Here is a 23,608-nt window from a genome sequence, read left to right on the forward strand (position 1 = left end):
CGGATCGAGCGCGTGTTCGGCGTCGATGAAGGCGCAGATGCCGCCCTTCTTCTGCCCTTCCGCCACCGTGTGCAGCGCCAGCGTGGTCTTGCCCGACGATTCCGGCCCGTAGATCTCGACCACCCGCCCCTTCGGCAGCCCGCCGACGCCGAGCGCGATGTCGAGCCCGAGCGAGCCCGACGAGACCGTCTCGATGTCCATCGAGCGGTCGTTCTTGCCCAGCTTCATCACCGAGCCCTTGCCGAACTGGCGCTCGATCTGGGAGAGCGCGGCAGACAGGGCCTTGGTCTTATCCATGGAGGATCCTTCAACGATACGCAGGGCAGAGGCGGACATCTTACGTGCTCCTTATGGCGAGGATTCGCGAGCGGGGAAACGGGCGGCGGGAAGCTTTTTTGGTGCGATTTCGTCTGGGAATTTCTGTACCACGTTTGTTCTATGTTCGCAATATGTTCTTTTCGCAAGCACTGGCCTGCTTCCAATCTCGGGTGGGGCCCGGTGGATTTCAGGATCGACCGCCAACGGCCCCGGCTTTTTTCCGCCTCTCGCCGGGGCCGCCGGCTTCCGCTTGCTTGGGAGGCTGATGCTGCGGAAGCGGCAGCTAGTACGCTCGTCGGGAACGTTGGTTCCTAAGTGTCCGGAAGCCGCCAAAGCCGCCCCTCTACGCAATCATACGGAAGTGACCGCGGCCCGACCCGGTGCGCATATGCCGCGATGGGCCGTCACATTTTGTTCAAATGCCCGCAACTGGGCAGCAACGTGCAGCATTGGCTTCCGGACGCCTCGCCGGAGGACAAGCCCAATGCCTATGTTTCGGTCGCCTGCCTCGCCTGCACCCGGCTTCACTTCATTCACAGGGAGACCGGCAAGCTTCTCGGCGAGGACTGACGCGGGCTCCAGGGCCCGGGCCCGCCCCCCACCTGCTCATTTAGTTCACTTATGTCGCCTTCCGTTCGGAACGGATTCCGCCGCAGCGCGTAGTCGCTTCGGGTGTTTGTGGGCGAGCGCAGCGTGACGGGGAACCAGAGTGTGCCGGGAAAAAAATATTTGAGCGAACAGGCGGCAACCTTTCTGAAATTTGCAATGGCCAGCACGGATCCGGATGTCGCCGCGGGCTTTCTCGAAAAGGCCGCCGACCTATCCGCCAGGAGTAAACAGGCACCGGACGCCAGCCCCCGGCCGCCTGACGTAGAGCAGCCCGACGGCTAGCTCGCGCGGTGAGGCCGCCCAGCGCGGCCTCATTCGTTTTCCGAAGCTCGCTTCATCTACAATTTTAGGCGTGGTTGCCGTTCCATCTGAACGCTCCGTCAATCCGCAAGCGCTATGGCTCGCGGCATGCACATTCTCGTTGTCTCCCGTCACGAACCCCTGCTGCCGATGCTTCAAGAGCCTGGCGCCCATCTCCTCCAACCGCTGCTGAGCATCGGCCGCACGCCCGAACCCTCGCGCGTGCCGCAGCCTGTCCGGCCGGATACGCCGTCGCCGCGGCCGCATATTCCCTCGCGCGAGCCCTATCCGACGCGTCGGGACTAGACGTTCAGCCCAACGACCCCGCCGCATGGGGCTATGCGGCGAGGTCGCCGAGAGCTGGGAAATAAAGCACCACCCGGCCCTCAGCGAGCAGATACGCCGGCCGCAGGCGTCCCGTTTCAGCGCATTAACCGCTAGAGCATGATCCGGAAAAGTGTGCAGCGGTTTTCCGAAAAGATCATGCTCAAACAACAACCTAAAGCGCGATGATGATTCATCCCAATCTCATCGCGCTTTAGTCAAATCAGCGGCGCATCTGCCGCCCGCCGGCATTGAACCTTTTCGCGGCGAGCCAGACCTAATGTGTGCCTGGGACATTGCACCACCGGGGAATAAGCCTGCGCCGCCAAGCGAATATATTCCGCTTGCGCGGCGCAGTTGCTTTTTGGCGGCAGCCGAACGATTCGGCCCGAAACGCTGCCGGCCGGCGGCAGGCTTCGTCAACCGATTGCGTCATGGCACGTTGCAGTTTGCCGCGTCCCATTATCGCGCAGGACATCGTCCCGTCCGTCAGGCGCCGCCGCGTGGGGGATCACCGGCTTCGCCGCCGCTCGGGCTCGCGACCAACCGTCATTTAGTTGTATTGATTATAATATGCAATTTTAAGTACGGAGAATGGATTTGAGGCGGCTGAAGCCGCAGCGGGATATTGCAATGATTCACAAGGGCGTTGAATTCACCGTCACCGCGGTCGCTCCGGGCATCTGGAAGTGGCAATTCCGCATCGGCGAGAAGATCGTCGTCGGCAAGACCGAAGCCAGGCTCGATTTGCTGGCGATCCGCCGGGTGCAGCTCCGGATCGATCGGGAGCTCAAGAAGACCGCGCCGACGTGACTTCGGGCCCGCGACATGGCCGATCAGGCGCGCGCCTTCCGGGCAGTTTTCTCTGGTTCGCCGGCCGGCGGCGTGGCCGGGGAAATACCCTGGCGCAGCTCCCGCGCGGAGACGAAGCGGACGCCGATCAGCTCGCCACGGCGCCAGATTACCGTGCAGACCCGCCGCACCTCGCCTCCCGCCGTCAGCGACAGGCCGAACATCCCGGGCACGGCGAGGTCGCCGACATCCAGGCAGGCCCCGTTGTCGGAAATGTCGAGGATGTAGCACTCGATCCACGGCGCATCCGGTGCTGGAATCACGAACCCCGGCTTGTGCAGGCCGACCCGGATGAACTTGCGCGCTCCGAGGTCTTTGCGGTCTCTCGCCATGATTTCTCCTGTCGGGCCGAGACCGTAGGCAGAATACCTGAATACCGGGTTATCGGTATTCGGCAAAAATCGGGGTATCTGAGCAGGCGAGCGGGCCGTGACGAGCCGAACTAATCGGCGCTGGCGAGCCGGCGCATCGTGAACTCGATCTCGCCGCCGGGCAGTTCGCGCCAGCTTTCCACCGAACTCATATAGGCCGCCTTCGGATAGCGGTTGAGGAAGTCGCGCGCCCGCGCCCGGGCCGCCTCGCGCGGCAGCGTGAAGGTCTCGCGCAGATAGCCGTCGACCGGCCTGCGCCGGCCGGCTATCCGACTCGCGAGATCACGCGGGCGAAAGACCATGTCGCAACTCCGGACACGTGACGACAGGCCGAATATAGGCGCAACCGTGGCGGAATCCTACCACGCCGCCTTCGTGCTTCGCGGCGGAGCCTAGTGGCTGCTGCTGCCGGTCTTGGTCTTCGCCTTGGGCTGCGCCGCGGCCTTGGGCGCATCGTTGCTGCGCACGGTGCCCCAGGGATCGGAGGAGGCCTTGGCGTCAGGAATCCTCTTCAGGGAATCCCTGTAGGCCCTGTCCTTGATCGCATCCTGCTCCTTCTCCTCCGGCGACCTGGACTGGACCTCCGGCATCAGGTTGATGTTGGGGGTCTGCGCGTAGGCCGGCACCGTCAACAATACGACCACCGCGGCCGCGCTCAGCATTCTCATGACGCTCTCCTTGTGGGACGCTTGCAGCGTTTGCGCGATAGATACCACCGGCGCGGCGGCCCCGCCAAGCGGAAGTGCCCTCGCCTCTTGCCTCAATGCGGCGGCTGTTCCCTTCGCCGCCGCGACCACTACAATGCGCCGGCAACGGGAGCGAACGAGGAAACCAAAATTCATGCAACAACAGCCAGAAGCGGCGGAATTCGGCATCGCGGACGCCAGGCGCGTGCTCGGCGAGGTATTTGCGCCCTGGGTGATGGATCTCAATCTGTCGATCGAGCGCTTCGACGTGACGCCGCCGGGCGATGCCGCCGACTGGCAGCCGGGCGCGATCCTGCGCCTGCCGTTCTCGGAGCGGCTCTGCCGCAATGGCGGCACGGTCTCCGGCCAGGCGCTGATGGCGTTTGCCGACACCGCGATGGTGATCGCCAATCTCGCCGCCAACCGCGGCTATCGCGCGATGACGACGGTCGACCAGACCATGCATTTCATGCGCGCGGTCTCGGCCGCCGACGTGCTCGCCGATGCCCGCGTGGTCCGCCTCGGCCGCACCATGAGCTTCGGCCGCGTCACGCTCTCAAGCGCCACCGACAACAAGCCGGTCGCGATGGTCTCGAGCGCGTTCGCGATGTTGTAGGGATTTCACATGTGTTTGCCCGACGGGCAACTCACTTCTGATTTTCGGAAATCACGTCAAGCCGCGGAATCAAAAATATTCCGCTTCCGTTCTCACCCAAATCACCGGCATAATTCCGCTCGTCTCACCGCAAGATGAGGGGCGCTTCGCGAACGTCAGGAACGCGCGGTGAGATGCGATGGACGCCGATGGCGCGGAAGACGTTGCGCGCCGGAAGCGTACGGCGAAGTCGTGTGGTCTGGACGCCGCGGTGCTGGCGTTAAGTCCGAGCGAAGCGAAAGCTTCTTGCGGGCGATGGTGGCAAAATAGCCGTTCGCCAGGGAGAGCACGAAGTAAGCCGTAAAGCCATTGCGCAGGGAAGGCCGGGATGCTCCCGCCGAACCTGTATGCTCGTGTGCATCTCTTGCTATGCGCAACAGCACACGAGACCGCGGGTGCGGCGCGCACCCGGTCTTCCCTGCGCCCTCTGAATTGGATGAGGGCAAACGAGATGTACACCTCGGGCAATCATGTCGCGAGATCGCGCAACTATATCCACGTCATTGCGAGCGCAGCGAAGCAATCCATCTAACCCGAGCCGAACCATGGATTGCTTCGCTGCGCTCGCAATGACGGAAGAAGCAGCGGAGTGCGCCTTACGCCCTCACCCTCCGCCCCCGCCAGCGCCACAGCAGCGCCGCCAGCAGTACGAGCAAGAATCCCGCCGCGATCGCTCCGCCCATGAAGCGCCCGCCGGGCCGGTCGATCGTGCGCGAGCGCAGCGACGGCGTCTCGCCGGCCCGCGCGAGGCGGAATGCCACCACGCTGTCGCCGATCGTGGTGCCGGACTCGGAATGACCGCCAGCCCCGATCGCGACATATTGCTCGCCCTTCCACATGTACGTCATCGGATTGGCGACGCCCGGCACCGGCAGCCGGCCCTGCCACAGCTCGCGCCCCGAGCGCGCGTCGAAGGCGCGCAAGTATGCATCCATCGCGCCGGTGAAGACGAGGCCGCCGGCGGTGATCGCGACACCGCTGACCAGCGGCGTGCCGAAGGCGAAGGCAATGCCGAGCGGCGCGCGGTCCTCGGTGGTGCCGACGCGCGAGCGCCAGAGGATTTTGCCGCCCTTCAGATCGACCGCGACCGTCTCGCCCCACGGCGGCTTGTTGCAGGGCAGCCCGAGCGGCGACAGTGCGACCGCGCGCGTCATCGCGAACGGCGCGCCCTGCTGCCGGCCGAAATCATGCCCGGGTGGCGGCTCAAAACCCTGCGTCTGATCGCGCGGAATCAGTTTGACGATGTGGATCGCCCGCGAGATGTTGGCGATGAGGATCTGGTTGACGGGGTCGAACGCGGCGCTGCCCCAGTTCACGCCGCCGCCGGTCATCGGAAATATGATCGTGCCCTGCGTCGACGGCGGCGTGTACAGGCCGTCGTTGCGCGCCGCCGCGACCTTGGCGCGGCAGGCCTCGCGTTCCCAGAACGGGATCAGGCCGAACACGTCGTCGGGCGAAATCCGCTGCGACAGCAGCGCCGGCACGTGAGTCGGAAACGGCTGCGTCGGCGAGAGCTGTTCGCCCTCCGCGCCGCCCTGCGGAACGCTGCGCTCCTCGACCGGCCACACCGGCTTGCCGGTATCGCGATCGAGCACGAAGACAAATCCCTGCTTGGTCGGCTGGATCACGACGTCACGCTGGCCCTCGCCGGTCTCGATCCGCGCCAGCGTCGGCTGCGCCGACAGGTCGTAATCCCAGACGTCGTGGTGCACGGTCTGGAACGACCAGGCAAGCTCGCCGGTCTCGGCGCGCAGCGCGACGACCGAATTGGCGTGCTCGTTGTTGCCGGGCCGCTTGCCGCCCCAGAAGTCCGGGCTCGGCGAGGATGTCGGCAGGAACACCAGTCCCCGCTCCTCGTCCGCCGACATCGGCGCCCAGACATTGGCGTGGCCGGCGCTGATACCGGCATGACCCAGCGGATCGAAACTCCAGCGATTGACTCCGGTTCGCGCATCGAAGGCGCGCACCAGGCCCAACGGCGCCTCGACGCGGCGGTTGTCCGAGATCGCGGAGCCGACGATCACGGTATCGCGCACCATCACCGGCGCCGAGGTGATCTGGAATTCGCCTGGCCATTCCAGTGGCATGCCGATATCGATTTTGATCTCGCCGCCGGTGCCGAAATCAGCGCACGGCGCGCCGGATCTGGCATCGAGCGCGATCACGCGGGCGTCGTTGGTGCCCATGAAGATCCGCGCGCGGCAGGCGGCGTTTTCGGGTGCCCTGCGGTCCACCCAATAGGCGACGCCGCGGCAATTATAGCGGTTGGCGGGGCGCAGGTTGGCCGGAAGCTTCGGATCGAACCGCCACTTCTGCGCGCCGCTGCCCGGATCGAGCGCGATGACTTCGTTGAAGGGCGAGCAGAAGATCAGGCTGTCCTCGACCAGCAGCGGCGTTGCCTGAAACTTGGTCCTCCGCATCACATCGGCTGCGCGGCTGTCGAGATCGCCGGTGCGAAACTCCCAGGCGCGGACCAGATTGTCGACATTGTCGGGCCTGATCTGGCCGAGCGGCGAAAACCTCGTTCCGCCGCGATCGCCGCCCCAATACTCCCACGCGGACGCCGGAAGCGCGGTACCGGCGGATAAGATGACAACGAAGAGAGCGACCAGACCAACCGGATTTCGCATTCCAACCCCGCAAGCGCATCGCAACGCTTGCGGGATGGATTACCCTATTGCCACCTCAGTATCTACCCCTGCCGTAACCGCCGCCGTAGTTGCCGCCACGGCCGCCGCCGAAGCCGCCGAGACCAATGCCGACACCGATGCTGACCGGCGGCGGTGGCGGCGCGTCATACACCACGCGCGGCGGCAGGCGGCGGACGACCACGACATCGTCGTCATCCGGCTCACGCACGCGACGCGGCGGCTTGCGGTCGGCCCGCTTCGGCGTTGCAGGTTCGACACGCCGCACCGGCGCGTTGACCTTGATCGGCTGCTGCTGCGGCGGCTGCGCATTGCAGGGACAGGTCAGCGCGACGTTCTGCGGGATCGCGGCATTGGCGGATGCGACGGCCGGCGTGAAGTCGGGACGGTTGCGCAGCCGCTCTTCCATCTTGCGCGCGGTGGCGCTGAGATCGCTGTCGGGGAATCGCGTCAGGAACGAACGATATGCGACCGCGGTATTGGCGAGCACGGCGTCATTCCACGCCACCATGCGGCGGTGGCGAACCAGCCAGTCGCGGGCCAGCCGTCCGAGCGAGGTCTGCGGATAAAGGCCGGCGAAGGCCTCATAGGCTTCGTCGGTGCCATCGGCCACGATCAATTCGTTTGCCGCATCGACCGGCTTGCCGTTCAGATCGCGCGTCCATTCGGCAACCGTCTTCTTCGGAGCAGCCGCCGGCTTCGGCCCTGCGACGGCAGTGCCCGTGAAGCGGAAATCTTCCGTCAGCGACGAGCTGTCCCACGGCGTCTGCCGGCCCTCGGTGACCTTGTTCACCGCAAGCCGCACCCGCTTGAAGGTCTCCTCGATCGGAATGTTCTGCTCCTTGCCCGCCGCCAGCAGCGCGGTCGTATAGGGGCTGTTGGAACCGGTGCCATCCTCGGCAACCGCACCCGGCGAGGTCGAGAACGACAGGAAGGTGCCGGGTGCGCCGACCTTGGCATCGACGAGCGCAAGACCGCCGCCGGCTGTCTTCAACTCCGGGAACGGATTGTTGCGGCAGGCGTCGAGCATCAGAATGCGCATCCGGCTCGGCACCGAGGTCAGCGTGTTCAGGATGTCGTTGAGGCGCACCGCCTGCAGCGGAATGTCGGCTTCGCGCTTCGGATCGATGTCGACCGGAATCAGGAAATTCTCGCCGTCGATCTGCAGTCCATGGCCGGCATAGAACACCAGCGCCACCGTGTCGGCGCCCTTGGCCGCCACCTTGCCGGCGAATTCGCTGACCGTCTCGCGAATCTGGTTCTGCGAGAGATCGGAGGCCGTCGAAACCTCGAAACCGGAGTCGGTCAGCATTTGCGTGACCGCTTTGGCGTCATTGGCCGGATTGGGCAGCGCCGGCACCGAGCGATAGGCGGATTGACCGATCACCAGTGCGAGGCGGCTCTCGGCGAAGGCCGGCTGTGCTCCCAACAGAAGCGCGGCGGGAATCATCAGTTTGAACAGCGTGTGACGGAACATGGGGGCAGCTCCAGACAATACAAGTTAGCGATTGGTGTCGGCCTCGCGGCGACGGGTTCAGGCCGGCTGCGCAATGTGAGGTGTGACAATAAGCCCGACTCAACGGCGATGTTCTCGCGGCGGAACGTCCTGCGCCGTGATGTGAATCACAGTCGCAAGATCGTTATGTTGACAGGACCGCAATGCCCTGTCCGAAACGGCATCTCCACGGTAAGAACAACCCCGGATGCGGCGGATCGGGATACATCTAGCGCTGGTGGCGGGCGCAGCGTTGACGCTTGCGGGTTGCGGCTTTGCCGACATCCGCGCGCCGGTGCCGGAATTTATGCGCGCCAAGGTACCCGAACCGGCCCCGCTCGAACCAGCGCCCGACGTCAGGCGAATGCTGAAGGAGAAACTGGATTCGGTATTCACGGCCGCCTCGCAACCGACCAATATTCGCGTCTCCGAGCCGCGCCCCAATCTTCGCGGCCCCGGCTGGACCGCATGCGTCAAGGCCGACGTAAATTCGGTCACCGGCCAGCCGCTGGGCACGCAAACCTATCGGATCGAGATTTCCGACGGGGCGATTGCCGACCGGCGGACGATCGAGCCCGAGGATACCTGCGCCGGCGAGAGCTACGAGCCGATCTAGCCCTACTGGCAGCGGGTTGCGGCCCGCACCGGGCAGAGTTTCAGCGCATTCGACAGCGAGAACAGCACCCGTGCGCTGCGGGTGGAATTGTCGGGCGCGCGATAGCTGAGCGGCGCGGCAACGCCGACGTCGGCCTGCAGGCCATCGAACATGAAGAAGCGAACGCCAGCGCCGGCCGAGACGAGCGTGATGCCGTCGCTGGGACCATAACCGTCGTTCCAGGCAACACCGCTGTCGACGAAGCCATAGAGCTGATAGCTGCTGAAATATGGCAGGCTGGTCTTCTGGTCGAAGCGCAGTTCGACGGTACCCGCCAGACCATTGTCGCCGCTGATCTCGGCGCTGCCATAACCTCGCCCGAACGCCAGGCCGCCGAGATAGAATTGCTGCGAGTTGAACAACGGGCCGGAAGCGGCCTGGCCGGCCGCGGCCAGTTTCAGCGACCATGCATCCGTCAGCATCTGGTAGCGCGTGAACCAGAAATTCAACGCCGAGAACTGGGCGGATGCGCCGAACCGCGACGAGTAATCATCGTCGCTGTGCGATGCGTCGAAAATATCGAGGCCCTGGCGATAATTCACCGTGAGATAATTGGTGCCGCCAAAATTGTCCTGCAGACGGTAGTCCGATGTCAGGCTCGCGGTGCGGATGCGATCGGCATAGATCGGGCCGAAGACATCGTTCTCGTTGGCGTTGGTGAAGCCGGCAGCCGCGGTCAGCGTCAACGTCGACTTCTGCGATTGCAGCGGCACGATGCTGCCGCGGATTTCGAACGACTCGGTCTTGACGTTGTCGCTGAAGAGGCGGCGGTAGTCGCCGGGCCAGACTTCGCTGTAATACCCCGATGCGCCGATGCGGGCGCCGTCGGTGCCGACAGGCGCGTCGTAGGACAGCCGGCCGAACGCGAGCTGGCGCACGTCGCCGGGGGTGGTCGACAGATTGGCCACGAAGGAGTCGCCGGGCGCGAGATAGGAATTGAACGCGACTGTGCCGTAGCTCTGCCAGGGGCCGACCGACGACGATCCCAGATTGTCGACGCCGACCGACGTGAACACGTGCCAGGTCTTCACCGAGAGGATCAGGCGGAACTGGCCGCTTGCCGTGCCGATCTCCTCAATCGCGGTGTCCTCGATCCGCACGCCGGGCCGGCCGTTGATCTGCAGCAACTGCCGTTCGAGCGTCGCCAGCCGCGAGGGCTGTTCCGTCAGCACGGCATCGAGCATCGGGCGGACGCCGAATTGCCCGTCGCTGTCGCCCTTCAGCGTCAGCTCGGTGATACTGCCTTCGATGACCTGGACGCGAAGCTCGCCATTCCGGATGTCCTGTGGCGGCGCGATCGCCCGGCTGAGGTGAAAGCCGGCGGCGCGATAGGCGTCGCTGATCGCGGTGGCGATCGCCGCGAGATCCGCCTGCGACACGTTTTTCCCGATATAGGGTTGATAAGCCGTCACCAGTCGCTCCCGCGGTATCGTCGCGGCGCCGGTGATCGAGACATGCCGCAGCACGAACAGCGGACTGGCCTCCCCCTGCCCCCCGTTCCCTGCGAATTGCGGCGACGGCAGCCGCGGGCGCCCGCCGGCACCCTGGCTCGACTGCTGGTCCTCGAAGCGCCTTTCGGTTTGCCTTGGATCGTAGCCGGGCTGGCTCACCTGTTGCGCGTGCGCCGGAAAGACGAGCAAAACCCACAACCCGATACCGGCCACAAGCCGGCAGGACAAGGATGCAGGCGCGCGTTTCCGTACTTCTACGGACGAACAGCCATAGTCATGGGAAGGCCCGCCAGCCATATGATTTTTAATAGAAAATTATGGTCAAGGAACGGTTAAAGGATCACGCGGGGCCTGCTTGTTCCGCTCACTCAATCTTGAAACATTTCCCCTAACTTCCGGGACAAATCGGTAATCGGGAGAAGTTTCATGCGTGCGTTGCTTCACGTCTCAAGAGCCTTCGCGGCCGCGGTCGTCATGGCGACGGGATCCATTGCGTACGCCGCGGATGGCGACGCATGGACGGTCAGCAAATCATCCGGCGAAGTCTGGCTCACCGGCAGCGGCTTGCAGCAGGCATCGCTGAAACAGGAGGACGTGTTGAAGCCGGGCGATACGGTGCGTACCGGCCGCAACGGACGCGTGCTGCTGAAGCGCGGCGAGGAAGCGATCATGGTCGCGCCGAATTCCGTGGTCGGCATGCCCGCCGAGAAGAAGGAAGGCCTCTCCACGACGATCGTGCAGCAGGCCGGCTCGATCCTGCTCGACGTCGAAAAGCGCAACGTCAAGCATTTCGAGGTCGAGACGCCCTACCTCGCCGCCGTGGTGAAGGGCACGCAATTCCGCGTCACCGTCAACGCCGGCAAGACCACGGTCGACGTCATCCGCGGTCAGGTCGAGGTCGCCGACTTCAAGTCCGGCCAGATCGCGCAGGTGATGGCAGGCCAGCATGCGACGGCTTTCGCGAACGGCAAGGCCGGTCTGTCCCTGGGCGGAACCGGTACGTTCAGCCCCATCGAACACGGCAAGCCGCGCGCGTCGTCGATCGAACGCGTTCCGGTGCCGCGCAACGGTCTCACCATGCGCCATGCGGCCGCCGGACAAAGTGGCAAGCCGGGCCAGCATGCCGTCGCTCACCGTGCCGGACATGGCGGGACCCGCATCTCGTCCTCAATCGGGGAAGTCCGCCTCAACGTCCATCGCGTCACGCACGGTCTCGCTCGCGAGAAGTCCGCGGTGCATGGCGGTTCGCGGAACGCCGCGAGGAACGACACGGTCTGGGGTTCGTCCGAGGGTGGCGCGAACTCGGCAAACAACGGCCAGAGCAATAGCGGCAACGCCGCGGCAAACCCGGCCGGCGCCTCCGGCGTCAGCGCTGCGATCGCCGCCTCGCAAGGTGGCGGAAACGGCAACAATGGCAATGGAAATGGCAACGGCGGGGGCAACGGCAACGGCGCCAATGGCAATGGCAACGGAAACGGCAACGCCTATGGGCACGCCAAGGGGAACGGCAACGGAAACGGCAACGCCTACGGCCGTAACAAAAGCTAGAGCCCATCTTAATTGAGAGGTCACGCACGCCAGGCTTGATGGCGTCGAATTTCGAACCACCAGAATGGTGACCAGGTGAAACGATACCGGGCGCAGATCTTCGCGATGATTGCATTGGCAATCGTCGCGCTGGGGGGATGGCACAGCGGGCTCCGCCATGCGCTGGTCGATCTGCGATTCGCATGGCAACCGCGCCAGGCGAGCGGCGATGTCGTCGTCATCGCGATCGATGCTCCGTCCATCGACGAGGTCGGCGTCTGGCCCTGGTCGCGCTCGCTCTACTCCGAACTGCTGCGCCAGCTTCAAAAGGCCGATACGCAGGATATCGCGCTCGACATCGATTTCTCGACGCCATCGGATGCGGCGTCCGACCGCAACTTCGCCGAGGCCCTCGAGAGCGCGGGCGGATCGATCGTGCTGCCGTCCTTCCAGCAGCCCCGCGTCGACCGCAAGGAGCTTCACCTCAACCATCCGCTGCCGCAATTTGCCGAGCATTCGTGGCCCGCGCTCGTCAACGTCGAAGTCGGGCCGGACGGGCTGGTTCGCCGCTACCCGTTCGGCGAGACCATCGGCAAAAAATTCGTGCCCGCGATGGCGGCGGTGCTCGCCGGACAATATGACGAGAAGCGCACGCCGTTCCTGATCGATTTCAGCATTCGTACCACCGGAATCCCAAAGATATCCTTCAACGAAGTAAGGCTCGGCGACGAAGCGACGCTGCGCAAGCTGAGCGGCAAGAAAGTCATCGTCGGCGCCACCGCGCTCGAACTGGGCGACCGCTTCAGCGTCCCGAACGGCGCGATCCTGCCCGGGCCCGTTCTCCAGGCCCTCGCACTGGAATCGCTGCTGCAAAACCGCGCGTTGCAATGGACTTCGGGTGTCGTCACGGCGGCCGGCCTCGCGCTGCTCGTTCTCGTCATGCTGGCGACGTGGCGTCGCCTGTCCGCCAGCAAGCGGGTGGCGATACTGCTCGCAATGGCCGCCACGGTGGAAGCCGGTGCGTTCCTGCTGCAGGCGATGTTCCCGCTGATTCCAGACACGGCGCTGTTTCACATCGCCGTCGCGATCTACATCGCCACGATCGCACTCGACGAAATCGACATCCGCAATCTGCTCGGCCGCGTCGCCGAAAGCCGCTTCCAGCGCGTCGCGATGTCGCTGGGCGACGGACTGGTCTGCACCGACTCGCGCTACATGATCACGGCCTGGAATCCGGGCGCGACGGCGATCTTCGGCTACCAGCCCGACGAGATGATCGGCCGTCCGTTCGACGATATCTGCGCCCACGACGAAACGGTTGCCGCCTTCTCGATCAGGAAGGCGGCTGAACTCGCCGCCGGAACCGTGATCGAATTCGACGGACGCCGGCGTAACGGCGAGGTATTTCCGGTCGAAGCCAGCTTCTCCGGCTGGCAGGGCGCCGACGGCCTGCAGTTCGGCGCGATCCTGCGCGACATCTCGGTGCGCAAGCGCGAGGCTGCGCGAATAAAGTATCTGGCCGAACACGACACGCTGACGGGGCTGATCAACCGGAACACGCTTCACGCCAGGCTTGAAGAAAAAATGTCCACGGCCGAAGCGGACGGGAACCAGGTCGCACTGCTGGTAATCGGTATCGACGGTTTCCAGCAGATCAACGAGATGCTCGGCAACAGTTTTGGCGATCTCGTGCTTCGCGCCATTTCACAACGACTGACGCCGGCTATTCCACCGGAAGGTCTGGTCGCGCGCTTGAGCGGAGACGAATTCGCCATCGTCGTTCCCACGGGCGATATCGGAGACGACCTCGGCGGCTTCGCCGAACAGATCGGCGACAGCTTCGATGCGCCGCTGCTGGCCGGCAACCGCCACCTCCGCATCAAGGTCAGCATCGGCGCCGCCGTTGGCCCCACCGACGGACGAACCGCCGACGAACTGCTCAGCAACGCGCATATGGCACTGAGCCGCGCCAAGGCCACCAACCGCGGCGGCTGTGTGCTGTTCGAGGACTCGATCCGTCGCGAACTGGAGACGCGCCTGACGCTGGAGGCGGAACTGGTGCTGGCGGCGGACCGCGACGAATTCGAACTGTTCTACCAGCCGCAGGTGCATCTGGCCGATGGCCGCCTGATCGGCGCCGAAGCGCTGATCCGCTGGCGTCATCCGGAGCGGGGCCTGCTCTCGCCTTCGGAATTCATGTCGGTCGTCAACACCTCCTCGATTTCCGAGCGGATTGCCGAGCGGGTGCTGCAGGCCGCCTGCGCCAAGGGCGCCGCCTGGGAAGGCGCCGGACACAGGCTCCGCATCGGCGTCAACCTCGCGCCGATCCAGATGGGATCGGGCGGTCTCGCCATCTCGGTCGCGCAGGCGCTGGCGAACACCGGCTTGAGTCCAACCAGCCTCGAGCTCGAGGTCACCGAAGACATCCTGCTCCACGATGAGCAGGCCGCGCTGAACACGTTCCGCGAGATTCAGGAGCTTGGCGTTCGCCTCGTGTTCGACGATTTCGGCACCGGCTTTGCCAGCCTGAGCTATCTGAAGAAATTCCCGCTCGACGGGCTGAAGATCGATCGCTCCTTCGTGCTGTGCTTGCTGACCAATCCCGACGATGCCGCGATCGTCAGTTCGACGATCGGCCTTTCCAGGCAACTCGGCCTCTCCGTCATCGCCGAGGGCATCGAGGATCGGGCTACCGCCGACTTCCTGATCCGCATGGGCTGCGAAGAAGGCCAAGGCTATTTCTTCGGGCGGCCGATGCCGGCCAGCGAGTTCGAAGCCAGATTCCTGACCGCCCCGGCGACCGCCGAAGTGGCGTGAGGCCGACGCGGACCAATCAGGCTAACGATCCGTTAACGCAACCGCTCAAATTCAGGCCTCGCAGAAACACTCTTTTCTACCTCTTCCGTTACCGTTGCCCCGTGAACGCGATGGCCACACGGCGCCCCCAAAGGCGTCGCCGGCCGCATAAATCGCGAACGGGGATGCGGGGACGTGGCTGACATAGCCGACACATCGACGATGCAGCGTGCATCGAGCACGGATACGAACACGCGCGTGCCGGCGTCCGGCGCCGCGCTGATGCCGCTTGCCGCCGTCTCCATGGCTCAATGGCGCGCGCTGTCCGAACGCGCGGCCGAACCGAACGGCTATTACCTTCCCGAATGGGAACTGGCGGTGAACGCCTCTGCGGGAGGCCGCACCGATGCCGCAGCGCTCGGCGCATGGCGCGATGAAAAGCGCCTGATCGGCCTCGTGCCTGTGATCTCGATGTGGCGCGCCTACAGGATTCCGTTGCCGGCGCTGGTCAGCGCCGACCCCTACGGCACGCTCTGCACGCCATTGCTCGACGCCGACATGGCCGAGGATGCCGTGGCGAGCCTGTTGCACAGCGCCCGGCAGGCCGGCGCGCATGCGCTGATCTTCCGCGCCACCTCGCTCGAGGGCGCGGCCATGCAAGCCTTTACCGAGGTGCTGCGTCGCGACGGCATGCAGCCGCTGGTGCTGCAATCGCATGTCCGCGCCTGCCTCGACGCCAACGCCGATGCCGAGATACTTCTGCGCGAGGCGCTGGGGCAAAAGAAGCTGAAGGAACTGCGCCGCCAGCGCAATCGCCTTGCCGAACATGGCACCGTCGGTTTCGAGGTGGCGCGAACGCCGACTGAGACAGCCGCCGCGCTCGAAACATTCCTGAAGCTGGAGGCAAGCGGCTGGAAAGGCCAGCGCGGCACGGCGCTCGGCCAGGACGAGGGCGATGCGACCTTCATCCGCCGCGCGGTCCCCGCACTGGCCGCGACCGGCCAGTGCGAGATCGTGAGCTTGCGTGCCGGCGCGACGCCGGTGGCGGCGGCGATCGTGCTGCGCCATCACCATCGCGCCTTCTATTTCAAGCTCGGCGTCGACGAACGCTTCGCAAGATTCTCGCCGGGGGTGCAACTCACGCTGGATCTGACCCGGCATCTCTGCGCCGACCCTGATATTTCGACGGTGGATTCCACCGCGAACCCCGACCATCCCATGATCAACCCGATCTGGCGCGGGCGCCTTGCCATCGGCGACGTCCTGATCCCGCTGCGGCGGAACGATCCGGTGGTGGCGCTGATCCGCGCCGCGCTGGCGTTGCGCGGCGCCATCCGCGAACCGGCGCGCCGCCTCGTTCATTTCATCCGGGCACGGCAGGAGAAATCCTAGATGAACACGCTCACTGCCATCGCGCCCGTGATCACCGCCGAGCACGAAGCGCTGCGCCGCGATTTCCCGCTGAAGCCGTTCGCGATCCGCCACAGGCTCGCCGGCCATCCGCTGCTGACGCTGCCACGCATCGCGCAACTGGCCTCCGAACTGCCGCGCGACCTGATCGAATATAATTCCGGAGGGGTCGCGATCAGCCAGGATCCGGATGCGATCCCGACCGTCGACCTCGATCCCGTCGAAGTCGTGAAAAGCATCGAAACCGCCGGCGCCTGGATGGTGCTCAAGCGCGTCGAGAACTCGCCCGAATACCGGGCGCTGCTGGAGGACACGCTGCTCTCGGTCGCCCGCGCCCGCGGCTTCAACAGCCTGCTGGATGCCGGTTTCGAGCAGGTCGAAGGATTCCTGTTCGTGTCCTCGCCCAACTCGACCACGCCGTTCCATCTCGACAGCGAAGACAATTTTTTCGTCCACGTCCACGGCGAGAAATACTTCACGATCTTCGACAACACCGACCGTTCGATCGTCTCCGACGAGGAGATCGAGCGCTCGATGACGAAGCACCGCAACCTGAGATATGATGAGAGCATTGCGCCGCGCGGCACGGAATTCCACCTGTTCGCGGGCGACGGCTGCTACGTGCCGTATCAATGGCCGCACTGGGTGCGCACCGCGGGCTCGTTCTCGATCTCGATGGCGATCACCTGGAAGACGCGCGAAGTGCGACGGATGAACGATCTGCACTTCTTCAATTCGATGCTGCGCGGCATCGGCCTGCCGCAGCAGCCGCCGGGCAGGCAGCCGGTGCTCGATGCGCTGAAGCTTGCGGTCTACCGGACGGTGACGACCCTGATCAAACCGCTGCGCGCCTCGATGGCGATGCGCCGCGTATTGCGGCGGATCGCACTCGGCAAGCGCGCGAATTATTATTTGAAGGGCGCGTAAGCCTCTTCGTAGCCCGGATGAGCGCAGCGACATCCGGGGCGGTGTGAGAATAGTCCCGGATGTCGCTGCGCTCATCCGGGCTACAATTCCACGAATATCTCACTTCAGCGGCGAATGCGGCGCCGGCAGCATGATGGTCGAGTGCATTTCCTCCAGGAAGCCAGGCCCCCTGCCGAGGAATTCCTGCCACGCCGGATCCTTCATCGCATTGCCGCGCGCTTCGGCGCGGGCATTGAGGCTGGGATAGGCCCAGATGTGGCAGGCCTCGTTCGGCTGTCCCGCCTCGGTGGTCCAGAGGCCGACGATCTTCGAATATTTCTCGCGTTCCGGCAGCACCGCCGTAAACGCGTCGAGCCATTGCTTGAGGCCGCCCGCCGCCTTGCCGCGGTAATTGCGCAGTTCGTAGACATTGCCCGTCGAGGCCGGCGCGACCGGCGGCTTGACCGCGTTCATCAGTCGGACCTCCTGACGCACCAGCAAGGGGCGGATCAGCGGCACGTACTCGCCGGTCCAACGCGGATTCCTGGCCAGCTCCGCGCGCATCCGTGCCCGCTCGTCAAAGCTGTTGTAGCTCCACATGTGCAGGACCTGGTTGAGCGGTCCGATCTCGGTGAACCAGTAGCCTTCGAGCTTGCCGTAATCGTCCTTGCGGATCTCGCGCGACACCGTGCTCGCGGCCTTGACCATGTCGCCGAGCGTGCCCGGCTTTACGGTGTAGGTTCGTAGTTCGTAGATCATGACGCCTCCCCAGATGTTGTTGTTTGTTGTTGAATTACTCAGCCGCCTGCGCGTTGATTTCGCCGGAGACCTGCCGGATGGCGCGGGCAAGCTGCTCGGCAGGCTGCGCGCCGGAGACGGCGTATTTCTGCGCGAAGACGAAGGTCGGTACGCCGGAGATGCCCTTGTCCGCGGCCTCCTGCGCCTGCGCGGAGATCCGCGTGACATCCTCATCGGTCGCAAGGCGCCTGCGGACGTCATCGGCATCGAGACCGATATCGGCCGCGGCCTGCACCAGCACGTTCACGTCGGTGAGATCGCCGCCATCGCGGAAGTACAATTCCATCAGCCGCTGCTTCATCTCGGCCGCCTTGCCGATCGCTTCCGCCCAGTGGATCAGGCGGTGGCAATCGATGGTGTTGGGCTGGCGCTTCACGAGTTCGGGCCGATAGGTCAGGCCCTCCTCGCCCGCCGCCGCCACGACGCGGCCGGCGATGCCCTTGTAGGCCTCCACCGAGCCGAACTTGGCGGTGAGATATTCGTCGCGGCTGATACCCTCGCGCGGCACCCAGGAATTGAGGAAGAACGGCCGCCAATTCACTTCGACCGGAACATCGGGCACCAGTGCCAGCGCATTCTCGATCCGGCGCTTGCCGATATAGCACCAGGGGCAGACCACGTCGGAGACGATGTCGATCTTGAGAGGTTTCAGGGTGCTCATCGGGGCGTCCTCGCTGAATGGTGCCCGGAAGGTAGCCCGATCCAATGGGGAGACAAGGGCGATATCGGCATGTCTCGTATCACTTCACCTCCGCGGTTATTGTGGGACCCTGCCGGCCTTCCTAGAACTCCGTCCTATCGATCTGAACCTCGGAGCCGCGCCATGACCGCCATTTTCAAGCCCGAAGGCCCCCTGTTTCGCGCCACCGAGCAGGCCGGGGGGCCGTGGTCCCCCGAGATGCTGCAGGGCAGCGCCACCACGGCCTTGATGACGCGCGAGGTCGAGCGGGTTGCGGAGGCCTCCGGCTTTGCGGTCCGCCGCCTCACCTTCGACCTGTGGCGCCCGGCCGGGCTGCGGGCCTACGGGCTCACGACGGACATGCTGCGTGACGGCCGCAAGGCCAAGACCCTGCAGGTGCGGCTCACGGACGGCGACGTCGAGATCGGCCGCTGCACGGCACTATTGACGGTGCAAGGCAGCGAGTCCCCGGCCGATCCGTTCTCGAAGGACCGCACCGACGCCGCGCCGGAGACCGGCACGCCGCCGCCGGCCTTTGCGCAGAAATGGAGCCGCTATTTCCAGAACGTCTCGGTGCGGCTGATCGAAGGCGCGCTGGAGAAGCCCGGTCCCGCAGCCGCATGGATGCGGCTCGACGTGCCGATGGTCGAGGGCGAGCGCAATACGCCGCTGCTGCAGGCGGTGCAATCAGCGGATTTTGCCAGCGGCGTCGGCCAGATCGTCGACATGCGGGAATGGACCTTCATCAATCCGGAGATCAGCCTGTACTTCTTCCGCCCGCCGGAAGGCGACTGGATTTTGATCCGCTCGCGCACCCGCGCCGGCGCAGATGGCGCCGGGCTGACGATGGCGAGCTTAAGCGATTGCAAAGGACCGTTCGCAGAAGTGCTGCAGGCCATGACCTTCGAGCGGCGCGCCGCGCAAGCTCAGGCATCTTGAGTCGCTGAATCCACAAAGACAGAGCCAGTCGACTAATGTCCGCTTTGGTGCGCATGCCGGAATCACGTTGGCCTTGCCTGAGGTTCGAAAGCGCCAAAAACCGACATCATCCTGCCTTCGTGTCTCCCAAATAGCTTTTGGCGCTCCGTCCAATCCATCATACAGTATCGCTCTTGGCGGATTGCGGGCGATGGTGCAGGAACGGCCAGTCCGGGTCGAGCGCAAGTTGGCTGCGATATTGGCGGCCGACGTGGCTGGCTATTCGCGGCTTATGCACCACGATGAGGAAGGTACGCACGCCAATCTGACCGCGCTCCTCGCAGAAATTGTCGAGCCTTCGATTGCCGAATACGGCGGCCGGATCGTGAAGAAGACCGGCGATGGGTTCTTGGCGGAATTTCCCAGCGCGGTTGAAGCAGTTCGAGCCGCCTTGCAGTTTCAAGTCCGTGTGAGGGATTTTGCAATCGGCGAATCGGAACACAAGCGCATTGCTTTCCGAATCGGAATTAACATCGGCGACATAATCGTCGAGCCGCATGATATCTTTGGAGACGGAGTCAACATCGCCGCACGGCTTGAGGGAATCGCAGAACCCGGTGGTATCTGCGTCTCGGCTTCCGCCTACGATCAAGTGCGAGGCAAGATCGGGGTTGAGTTTGCCGATTTGGGCGAGCAAGTCCTGAAAAACATAGCGCTTCCAGTCCGCGCCTACGGCTTGGGACCCGATGGGTATCGCCCGATTGCGCACAGTGACGGCAAACCTTCGATCTCCTCTTTGGCGCCTCGACTTTCCATTGTGGTGCTTCCCTTTTCGAACATCGGCAGCGATCCCGAACAGGGCCATTTCGTCGATGGCGTTACGGAGAGCCTGACCACGGACCTGTCGCGCATCAGGGGCTCGTTCGTCATCGCGCGAAATACCGCGTTCACCTTCAAAGGCAAAGCCGTTGACGTGAAGAAAGTCGGGCATGAATTGAGTGTCCGCTACGTGCTCGAAGGCTCGGTGCAGCGAGGTGGGAATCGGCTTCGGATCAACGTCCAGTTGATCGACGCCCAATCCGGCAATCACATTTGGGCTGAACGCTTCGACAAGGCCGTCGCCGACCTCTTCGACATGCAGGACGAAATCGTATCAAGGCTCGCAAATACGCTGGATGCCCAACTCGTCGCGGCCGAAGCGCGGCGAGCGCGACGTTCGCCAAATCCCGACGCGATGGATATGCATTTTCAGGGCATGGCCTGCCTGCACGAAGGACTTACGACCCAGCATCTGACGCAAGCACGTGCCTATTTCGAACGCGCTTTAGCGCTCGACCCCGCTAGCGTCGAAGCACGCGTTGGCACGGCAATAGTCGACTTCAACAGAGGCGCCATTTTTGGTGCTGACGGCCGAGCTGTGCCCCTTGCGGCGGCGGAGATGGCCTTGATCAAAGCCTTGTCCATGGCGCCTCAATACGCGGAGGCTCATATGTATCTGGGCGCCGTGCATATCTTCACGGAGCGAGTCGCTCAGGGTGTCGTCGAATGTGAGCAGGCGTTATCGCTGGATCGCAATTTAGCAAATGCTCACGGCTGGATCGGTATGGCCAAGTATATTCTTTGTCGCGCTGCGGAGACTGAGACGCATATCCTTGAAGCGTTGCGTCTTTCACCTCGCGACGTGTTCGCTCACCGATGGATGATGTGGGCCGGCATGGCGCGCGTGCATCTCGACGCCAACGCCGAGGCAGTTGCCTGGTTGCGCCGGAGCATCGAGGCGAACCGCAACTTTCCTCTCGCGCATTTCAATCTCGCCGCGGCGCTAGCGCTTCTTGGATCGATCGACGAGGCGCGGATGGCCGCACAAGTGGGGCTTGCGTTAGATCCAGGTTTTACTCTCCGACACTTCCAACTTCGGTCACCAACCAAGGATCCTGATTATTTGGCGAGACGTGAACGTTTCTATCAGGGCATGCGTTTGGCTGGGGTGCCGGAGATGTGATCGCGCGTGACATGGTCGAGCGATTCCTCATGAGAGCAATCTGCATCGAGACCTCTCGAGCCGAATGAGGACCTCGCTGCGAACTCTTGGACTAGCTGATCATCCCCCTAAGTTTACGAGCGTTGCTTCCGATCCTTCGTCCGCCGGCATGAACATCTCCACGCGCAATTCCTGCAGCGTGACGTCCTGCGGTGTGCCAAGCGTCAGCACCGCGCCGATCAGGCCGATGCTGACATCGCCCTTCTTCAGCCGCACCTCGCAAAGCGGGCCCGGCGGATCGGTCTCGTTGAGCTGTGGCGTCGGGATATCGGGCAGCTTCAGGAGTTCGCGCCAGGTCGATTGCAGGGCCAGGTCGAGCGGCGCGGCCATCGCCTCGTGGCGGGCGCGCGCGAGCAGCGCGGCGGCAACCTGCGGCCAGTCCGCGACGAATGGGCGCAATTCGTCCGACGCGAGAAACATCCGCATGTGATTGAGCGGCCGCGTCATCCGCTCCTCGCCGAGCAGCATTGTCATCAGCCGCGCAGCGGCGCGGTTCGCCTGCACCACGTTCCAGCGCCGGTCGGTGACGATGGCCGGAAACGGCTCGTGCCGGCGCAGCAGCAGATCGATCGCGCGCCGGGCGTCGGCGACTTCAGGCGCGGAGAGATCGCGCTCGCCATACTGGCGCGCGAAGCCTCCGGCTTCCAGCAGCGCGTTGCGGTCGCGCAAGGAGAGACCGAGCGCGGCAGCGAGTTGCAACAGGATGTCGCGACTGCCGGCGGCCTTGCCGGTTTCGACGTAGCTCAGATGCTTGATCGAGATGCCGGCCTCGAATGCGAGGTCGGCCTGGCTCATGGCGTGGCGGGTGCGCCAGCCGCGCAGGAGATCGCCAACCGGATTGATCGACAGCGGTGCATGTTGGCGCGGGTCCATGCGGCGATTATGCGAAGGCAGCGCTGCGGTGTAAACCGCGTGTGTAGGATGGGTAGAGCGCAGCGAAACCCATCATTACCACCGATCCGGCGTAAGCCGTGATGGGTATCGCTTCGCTCCACCCATCCTACAAGCCAGCCGCAATTTGCCGCATCCGCTCGGCCGTCAGGTCGTCCGCCGGGAAGAAGGTTTCCAGAGCCAGCTCCTGCAGCGTGATGTCGACCGGCGTGCCGAACACCATGGTGGTCGAAATGAAGCTCAGCACATCGTTGCCAAGCCGCAGCTTGAAGGGGATCGCGACATTGTCGGCCGGGACCGGTCCGGAACGCGCCGGCATCCGATAGGACTTCAGCTCCTGATAGAGCTTGAGCAGTTCGGGATCGGCGGTGGCCTCACATTGCCGGTGCAGCCGCTCCAGAAGATGCGCGCTCCATTCGGCGAGGTTGACCGTGCGCGGCGCCAGGCCCTCGGGATGGAAGGCCAGCCGCAAGATGTTGAAGGGTTGCCCGAGCAGATGCGGCGGCAGTCCTTCGAGCAGCGGCGCCACCATGCGGTTGGCCGTCACCAGATTCCAGTGCCGGTCATAGGCCAGCGCCGGATTGGGCTCATGCGCCCGCAGCACCAGATCGATCGCATGCCGCGCGGATTTCAGCGCGGGATCGTCCAGCGAGCGCTGCGGAAAGGCCGGCGCGAAGCCCGCGGCGACCAGGAGCACGTTGCGTTCACGCAAGGGAACCTCCAATCGCTCGGCGAGCTTGAGCACCATTTCGCGCGAAGGCGAGGCGCGGCCGGTCTCGACGAAACTGAGGTGGCGCGCGGATATCTCCGCATCTCCCGCCAGATCGAGCTGGCTCAGATGGCGACGCTGGCGCCATTCGCGCAGGTGATCGCCGATGTGATTGGGCCTCGATCGTTCGGCTCGCGCCGCGGCAGCATGTGCGTTCATGGTGGAAAACCTACCATGCGAATTTCATCCATTCCATTACGTCCGAGGTAATCGAAACCGGTCTCGGGCCGGCTCATCCTGAGAGCACAGGAGATGACCCATGCTGATGCTCTCGCTCTTCCGCCTCGCCGCAACCGTGATCCCCGTAGCGGTCAAGCTGGCGACCTGGCTGCTGGCCCGTTCGCTGAACATGCCGCAGCCGGTCGTACACGACACCGGCGTGTTCGTGTTCGTGCAGGTGCAGACGATCGAGAACCGGATCGGCAAGGCGCTGTGTCCTGTGCGGCTGCTGCGTCAGCTCCGGTCGCTGCTGCAACGCTGACCCCTGCCCTCAACCACCCAAGCAAGGA

General features: G+C 64.3%; 23 protein-coding genes. 12 read left to right on the forward strand and 11 right to left on the reverse strand.

Translation table 11 applies throughout. From position 1 onward, the window contains the following. Nucleotides 1-336, reverse strand: a 336-nt coding sequence (locus V7E26_RS05525) for an ATPase domain-containing protein (protein ID WP_324414339.1), incomplete at its 3' end; no start/stop codon positions are given. Nucleotides 337-714: 378 nt separating this feature from the next. Here V7E26_RS05525 and V7E26_RS05530 point away from each other — a divergent pair. From V7E26_RS05530 to V7E26_RS05540, 3 genes are all read left to right on the forward strand, one after another. After that, nucleotides 715-888, forward strand: coding sequence for a hypothetical protein (locus V7E26_RS05530; protein ID WP_324414341.1), 174 nt, complete (start codon nucleotides 715-717; stop codon nucleotides 886-888). 123 nt (nucleotides 889-1,011) lie between these two features. After that, on the forward strand, nucleotides 1,012-1,209 hold the full coding sequence (locus V7E26_RS05535) for a hypothetical protein (protein WP_324414342.1): 198 nt from the start codon (nucleotides 1,012-1,014) through the stop codon (nucleotides 1,207-1,209). Between the two features lie 975 nt (nucleotides 1,210-2,184). Then, nucleotides 2,185-2,364, forward strand: a complete 180-nt coding sequence (locus V7E26_RS05540) for a hypothetical protein (protein ID WP_324414344.1) — start codon at nucleotides 2,185-2,187, stop codon at nucleotides 2,362-2,364. A gap of 23 nt (nucleotides 2,365-2,387) precedes the next feature. Here the strand turns inward: V7E26_RS05540 and V7E26_RS05545 are convergent, their stop codons facing one another. The 3 genes from V7E26_RS05545 to V7E26_RS05555 all read right to left on the reverse strand — a co-directional run bounded on the left by V7E26_RS05545 (nucleotide 2,388) and on the right by V7E26_RS05555 (nucleotide 3,442). Further along, nucleotides 2,388-2,735: a PilZ domain-containing protein gene (locus V7E26_RS05545; protein WP_324414346.1), complete on the reverse strand. Its 348-nt coding sequence runs from the start codon at nucleotides 2,733-2,735 to the stop codon at nucleotides 2,388-2,390. A gap of 110 nt (nucleotides 2,736-2,845) precedes the next feature. Continuing rightward, on the reverse strand, nucleotides 2,846-3,076 hold the full coding sequence (locus V7E26_RS05550) for a hypothetical protein (RefSeq protein ID WP_324414348.1): 231 nt from the start codon (nucleotides 3,074-3,076) through the stop codon (nucleotides 2,846-2,848). 90 nt (nucleotides 3,077-3,166) lie between these two features. Beyond that, nucleotides 3,167-3,442 carry a hypothetical protein gene (locus V7E26_RS05555; RefSeq protein ID WP_324414350.1) on the reverse strand — a complete coding sequence of 92 codons (276 nt, stop codon included), beginning with the start codon at nucleotides 3,440-3,442 and terminating at the stop codon, nucleotides 3,167-3,169. Nucleotides 3,443-3,614: 172 nt separating this feature from the next. Here V7E26_RS05555 and V7E26_RS05560 point away from each other — a divergent pair, with 172 nt between their 5' ends. After that, nucleotides 3,615-4,076, forward strand: coding sequence for a PaaI family thioesterase (locus tag V7E26_RS05560; protein ID WP_324414352.1), 462 nt, complete (start codon nucleotides 3,615-3,617; stop codon nucleotides 4,074-4,076). Nucleotides 4,077-4,711: 635 nt separating this feature from the next. On the opposite strand, the gene V7E26_RS05565 is transcribed toward V7E26_RS05560, so the two are convergent. Beyond that, on the reverse strand, nucleotides 4,712-6,745 hold the full coding sequence (locus tag V7E26_RS05565; protein WP_324414354.1) for a pyrroloquinoline quinone-dependent dehydrogenase: 2,034 nt from the start codon (nucleotides 6,743-6,745) through the stop codon (nucleotides 4,712-4,714). Between the two features lie 55 nt (nucleotides 6,746-6,800). Next, a complete protein-coding gene (locus V7E26_RS05570; protein ID WP_324414356.1) occupies nucleotides 6,801-8,240 on the reverse strand; it encodes a caspase family protein in 1,440 nt (479 codons plus the stop codon). Nucleotides 8,241-8,496: 256 nt separating this feature from the next. On the opposite strand from V7E26_RS05570, the gene V7E26_RS05575 reads away from it, so the two are divergent. Then, complete coding sequence (locus tag V7E26_RS05575; protein WP_324414358.1) at nucleotides 8,497-8,874, forward strand: hypothetical protein; 378 nt, start codon at nucleotides 8,497-8,499, stop codon at nucleotides 8,872-8,874. 2 nt (nucleotides 8,875-8,876) lie between these two features. Here the strand turns inward: V7E26_RS05575 and V7E26_RS05580 are convergent, their stop codons facing one another. After that, complete coding sequence (locus V7E26_RS05580; protein ID WP_442893356.1) at nucleotides 8,877-10,661, reverse strand: ShlB/FhaC/HecB family hemolysin secretion/activation protein; 1,785 nt, start codon at nucleotides 10,659-10,661, stop codon at nucleotides 8,877-8,879. Between the two features lie 129 nt (nucleotides 10,662-10,790). Here V7E26_RS05580 and V7E26_RS05585 point away from each other — a divergent pair, with 129 nt between their 5' ends. The 4 genes from V7E26_RS05585 (at nucleotide 10,791) to V7E26_RS05600 (ending at nucleotide 17,024) form a co-directional block, all read left to right on the forward strand. Further along, nucleotides 10,791-11,912 (forward strand): FecR family protein, encoded by a 1,122-nt coding sequence (locus tag V7E26_RS05585; protein ID WP_324414363.1) that lies wholly within the window; start codon nucleotides 10,791-10,793, stop codon nucleotides 11,910-11,912. A 75-nt stretch (nucleotides 11,913-11,987) separates the two neighbouring features. Next, nucleotides 11,988-14,708: an EAL domain-containing protein gene (locus tag V7E26_RS05590; protein ID WP_324414365.1), complete on the forward strand. Its 2,721-nt coding sequence runs from the start codon at nucleotides 11,988-11,990 to the stop codon at nucleotides 14,706-14,708. A gap of 174 nt (nucleotides 14,709-14,882) precedes the next feature. Beyond that, a complete protein-coding gene (locus V7E26_RS05595) occupies nucleotides 14,883-16,079 on the forward strand; it encodes a GNAT family N-acetyltransferase (RefSeq protein ID WP_324414367.1) in 1,197 nt (398 codons plus the stop codon). After that, nucleotides 16,080-17,024, forward strand: coding sequence for a cupin-like domain-containing protein (locus V7E26_RS05600; protein ID WP_324414369.1), 945 nt, complete (start codon nucleotides 16,080-16,082; stop codon nucleotides 17,022-17,024). A 99-nt stretch (nucleotides 17,025-17,123) separates the two neighbouring features. Here V7E26_RS05600 and V7E26_RS05605 read toward each other — a convergent pair whose 3' ends face one another. Continuing rightward, a complete protein-coding gene (locus V7E26_RS05605; RefSeq protein WP_324414371.1) occupies nucleotides 17,124-17,762 on the reverse strand; it encodes an NIPSNAP family protein in 639 nt (212 codons plus the stop codon). A 34-nt stretch (nucleotides 17,763-17,796) separates the two neighbouring features. After that, nucleotides 17,797-18,462 (reverse strand): DsbA family oxidoreductase, encoded by a 666-nt coding sequence (locus V7E26_RS05610; RefSeq protein WP_324414373.1) that lies wholly within the window; start codon nucleotides 18,460-18,462, stop codon nucleotides 17,797-17,799. A 162-nt stretch (nucleotides 18,463-18,624) separates the two neighbouring features. Between V7E26_RS05610 and V7E26_RS05615 the strand changes: the two genes are divergently transcribed. Both V7E26_RS05615 and V7E26_RS05620 read left to right on the forward strand, forming a co-directional pair. Beyond that, nucleotides 18,625-19,419, forward strand: a complete 795-nt coding sequence (locus V7E26_RS05615) for a thioesterase family protein (RefSeq protein ID WP_324414375.1) — start codon at nucleotides 18,625-18,627, stop codon at nucleotides 19,417-19,419. Between the two features lie 190 nt (nucleotides 19,420-19,609). Continuing rightward, the gene (locus V7E26_RS05620) at nucleotides 19,610-21,400 is read left to right on the forward strand and encodes an adenylate/guanylate cyclase domain-containing protein (protein ID WP_324414377.1); all 1,791 of its coding nucleotides are present in this window, start codon (nucleotides 19,610-19,612) and stop codon (nucleotides 21,398-21,400) included. Nucleotides 21,401-21,499: 99 nt separating this feature from the next. Here V7E26_RS05620 and V7E26_RS05625 read toward each other — a convergent pair whose 3' ends face one another. Both V7E26_RS05625 and V7E26_RS05630 read right to left on the reverse strand, forming a co-directional pair. After that, on the reverse strand, nucleotides 21,500-22,312 hold the full coding sequence (locus V7E26_RS05625) for a helix-turn-helix domain-containing protein (protein ID WP_324414379.1): 813 nt from the start codon (nucleotides 22,310-22,312) through the stop codon (nucleotides 21,500-21,502). A gap of 127 nt (nucleotides 22,313-22,439) precedes the next feature. After that, nucleotides 22,440-23,258, reverse strand: a complete 819-nt coding sequence (locus tag V7E26_RS05630; RefSeq protein ID WP_324414381.1) for a helix-turn-helix domain-containing protein — start codon at nucleotides 23,256-23,258, stop codon at nucleotides 22,440-22,442. Between the two features lie 100 nt (nucleotides 23,259-23,358). Here V7E26_RS05630 and V7E26_RS05635 point away from each other — a divergent pair, with 100 nt between their 5' ends. Continuing rightward, complete coding sequence (locus V7E26_RS05635; protein ID WP_324414383.1) at nucleotides 23,359-23,580, forward strand: hypothetical protein; 222 nt, start codon at nucleotides 23,359-23,361, stop codon at nucleotides 23,578-23,580. Nucleotides 23,581-23,608: the final 28 nt, after the last annotated feature.

This window comes from Bradyrhizobium sp. (genome assembly GCF_036735945.1).
Classification (GTDB): Bacteria; Pseudomonadota; Alphaproteobacteria; order Rhizobiales; family Xanthobacteraceae; genus Bradyrhizobium.

Coding starts and splice junctions, on each gene's coding strand:
- V7E26_RS05530 (WP_324414341.1), top strand. CDS start 715: ATGGGCCGTCACATTTTGTTCAAATGCCCGCAACTGGGCAGCAACGTG.
- V7E26_RS05570 (WP_324414356.1), bottom strand. CDS start 8,240: ATGTTCCGTCACACGCTGTTCAAACTGATGATTCCCGCCGCGCTTCTG.
- V7E26_RS05625 (WP_324414379.1), bottom strand. CDS start 22,312: ATGGACCCGCGCCAACATGCACCGCTGTCGATCAATCCGGTTGGCGAT.
- V7E26_RS05540 (WP_324414344.1), top strand. CDS start 2,185: ATGATTCACAAGGGCGTTGAATTCACCGTCACCGCGGTCGCTCCGGGC.
- V7E26_RS05565 (WP_324414354.1), bottom strand. CDS start 6,745: ATGCGAAATCCGGTTGGTCTGGTCGCTCTCTTCGTTGTCATCTTATCC.
- V7E26_RS05630 (WP_324414381.1), bottom strand. CDS start 23,258: ATGAACGCACATGCTGCCGCGGCGCGAGCCGAACGATCGAGGCCCAAT.
- V7E26_RS05555 (WP_324414350.1), bottom strand. CDS start 3,442: ATGAGAATGCTGAGCGCGGCCGCGGTGGTCGTATTGTTGACGGTGCCG.
- V7E26_RS05560 (WP_324414352.1), top strand. CDS start 3,615: ATGCAACAACAGCCAGAAGCGGCGGAATTCGGCATCGCGGACGCCAGG.
- V7E26_RS05610 (WP_324414373.1), bottom strand. CDS start 18,462: ATGAGCACCCTGAAACCTCTCAAGATCGACATCGTCTCCGACGTGGTC.
- V7E26_RS05635 (WP_324414383.1), top strand. CDS start 23,359: ATGCTGATGCTCTCGCTCTTCCGCCTCGCCGCAACCGTGATCCCCGTA.
- V7E26_RS05545 (WP_324414346.1), bottom strand. CDS start 2,735: ATGGCGAGAGACCGCAAAGACCTCGGAGCGCGCAAGTTCATCCGGGTC.
- V7E26_RS05615 (WP_324414375.1), top strand. CDS start 18,625: ATGACCGCCATTTTCAAGCCCGAAGGCCCCCTGTTTCGCGCCACCGAG.
- V7E26_RS05550 (WP_324414348.1), bottom strand. CDS start 3,076: ATGGTCTTTCGCCCGCGTGATCTCGCGAGTCGGATAGCCGGCCGGCGC.
- V7E26_RS05600 (WP_324414369.1), top strand. CDS start 16,080: ATGAACACGCTCACTGCCATCGCGCCCGTGATCACCGCCGAGCACGAA.
- V7E26_RS05620 (WP_324414377.1), top strand. CDS start 19,610: ATGGTGCAGGAACGGCCAGTCCGGGTCGAGCGCAAGTTGGCTGCGATA.
- V7E26_RS05605 (WP_324414371.1), bottom strand. CDS start 17,762: ATGATCTACGAACTACGAACCTACACCGTAAAGCCGGGCACGCTCGGC.
- V7E26_RS05580 (WP_442893356.1), bottom strand. CDS start 10,661: ATGGCTGGCGGGCCTTCCCATGACTATGGCTGTTCGTCCGTAGAAGTA.
- V7E26_RS05585 (WP_324414363.1), top strand. CDS start 10,791: ATGCGTGCGTTGCTTCACGTCTCAAGAGCCTTCGCGGCCGCGGTCGTC.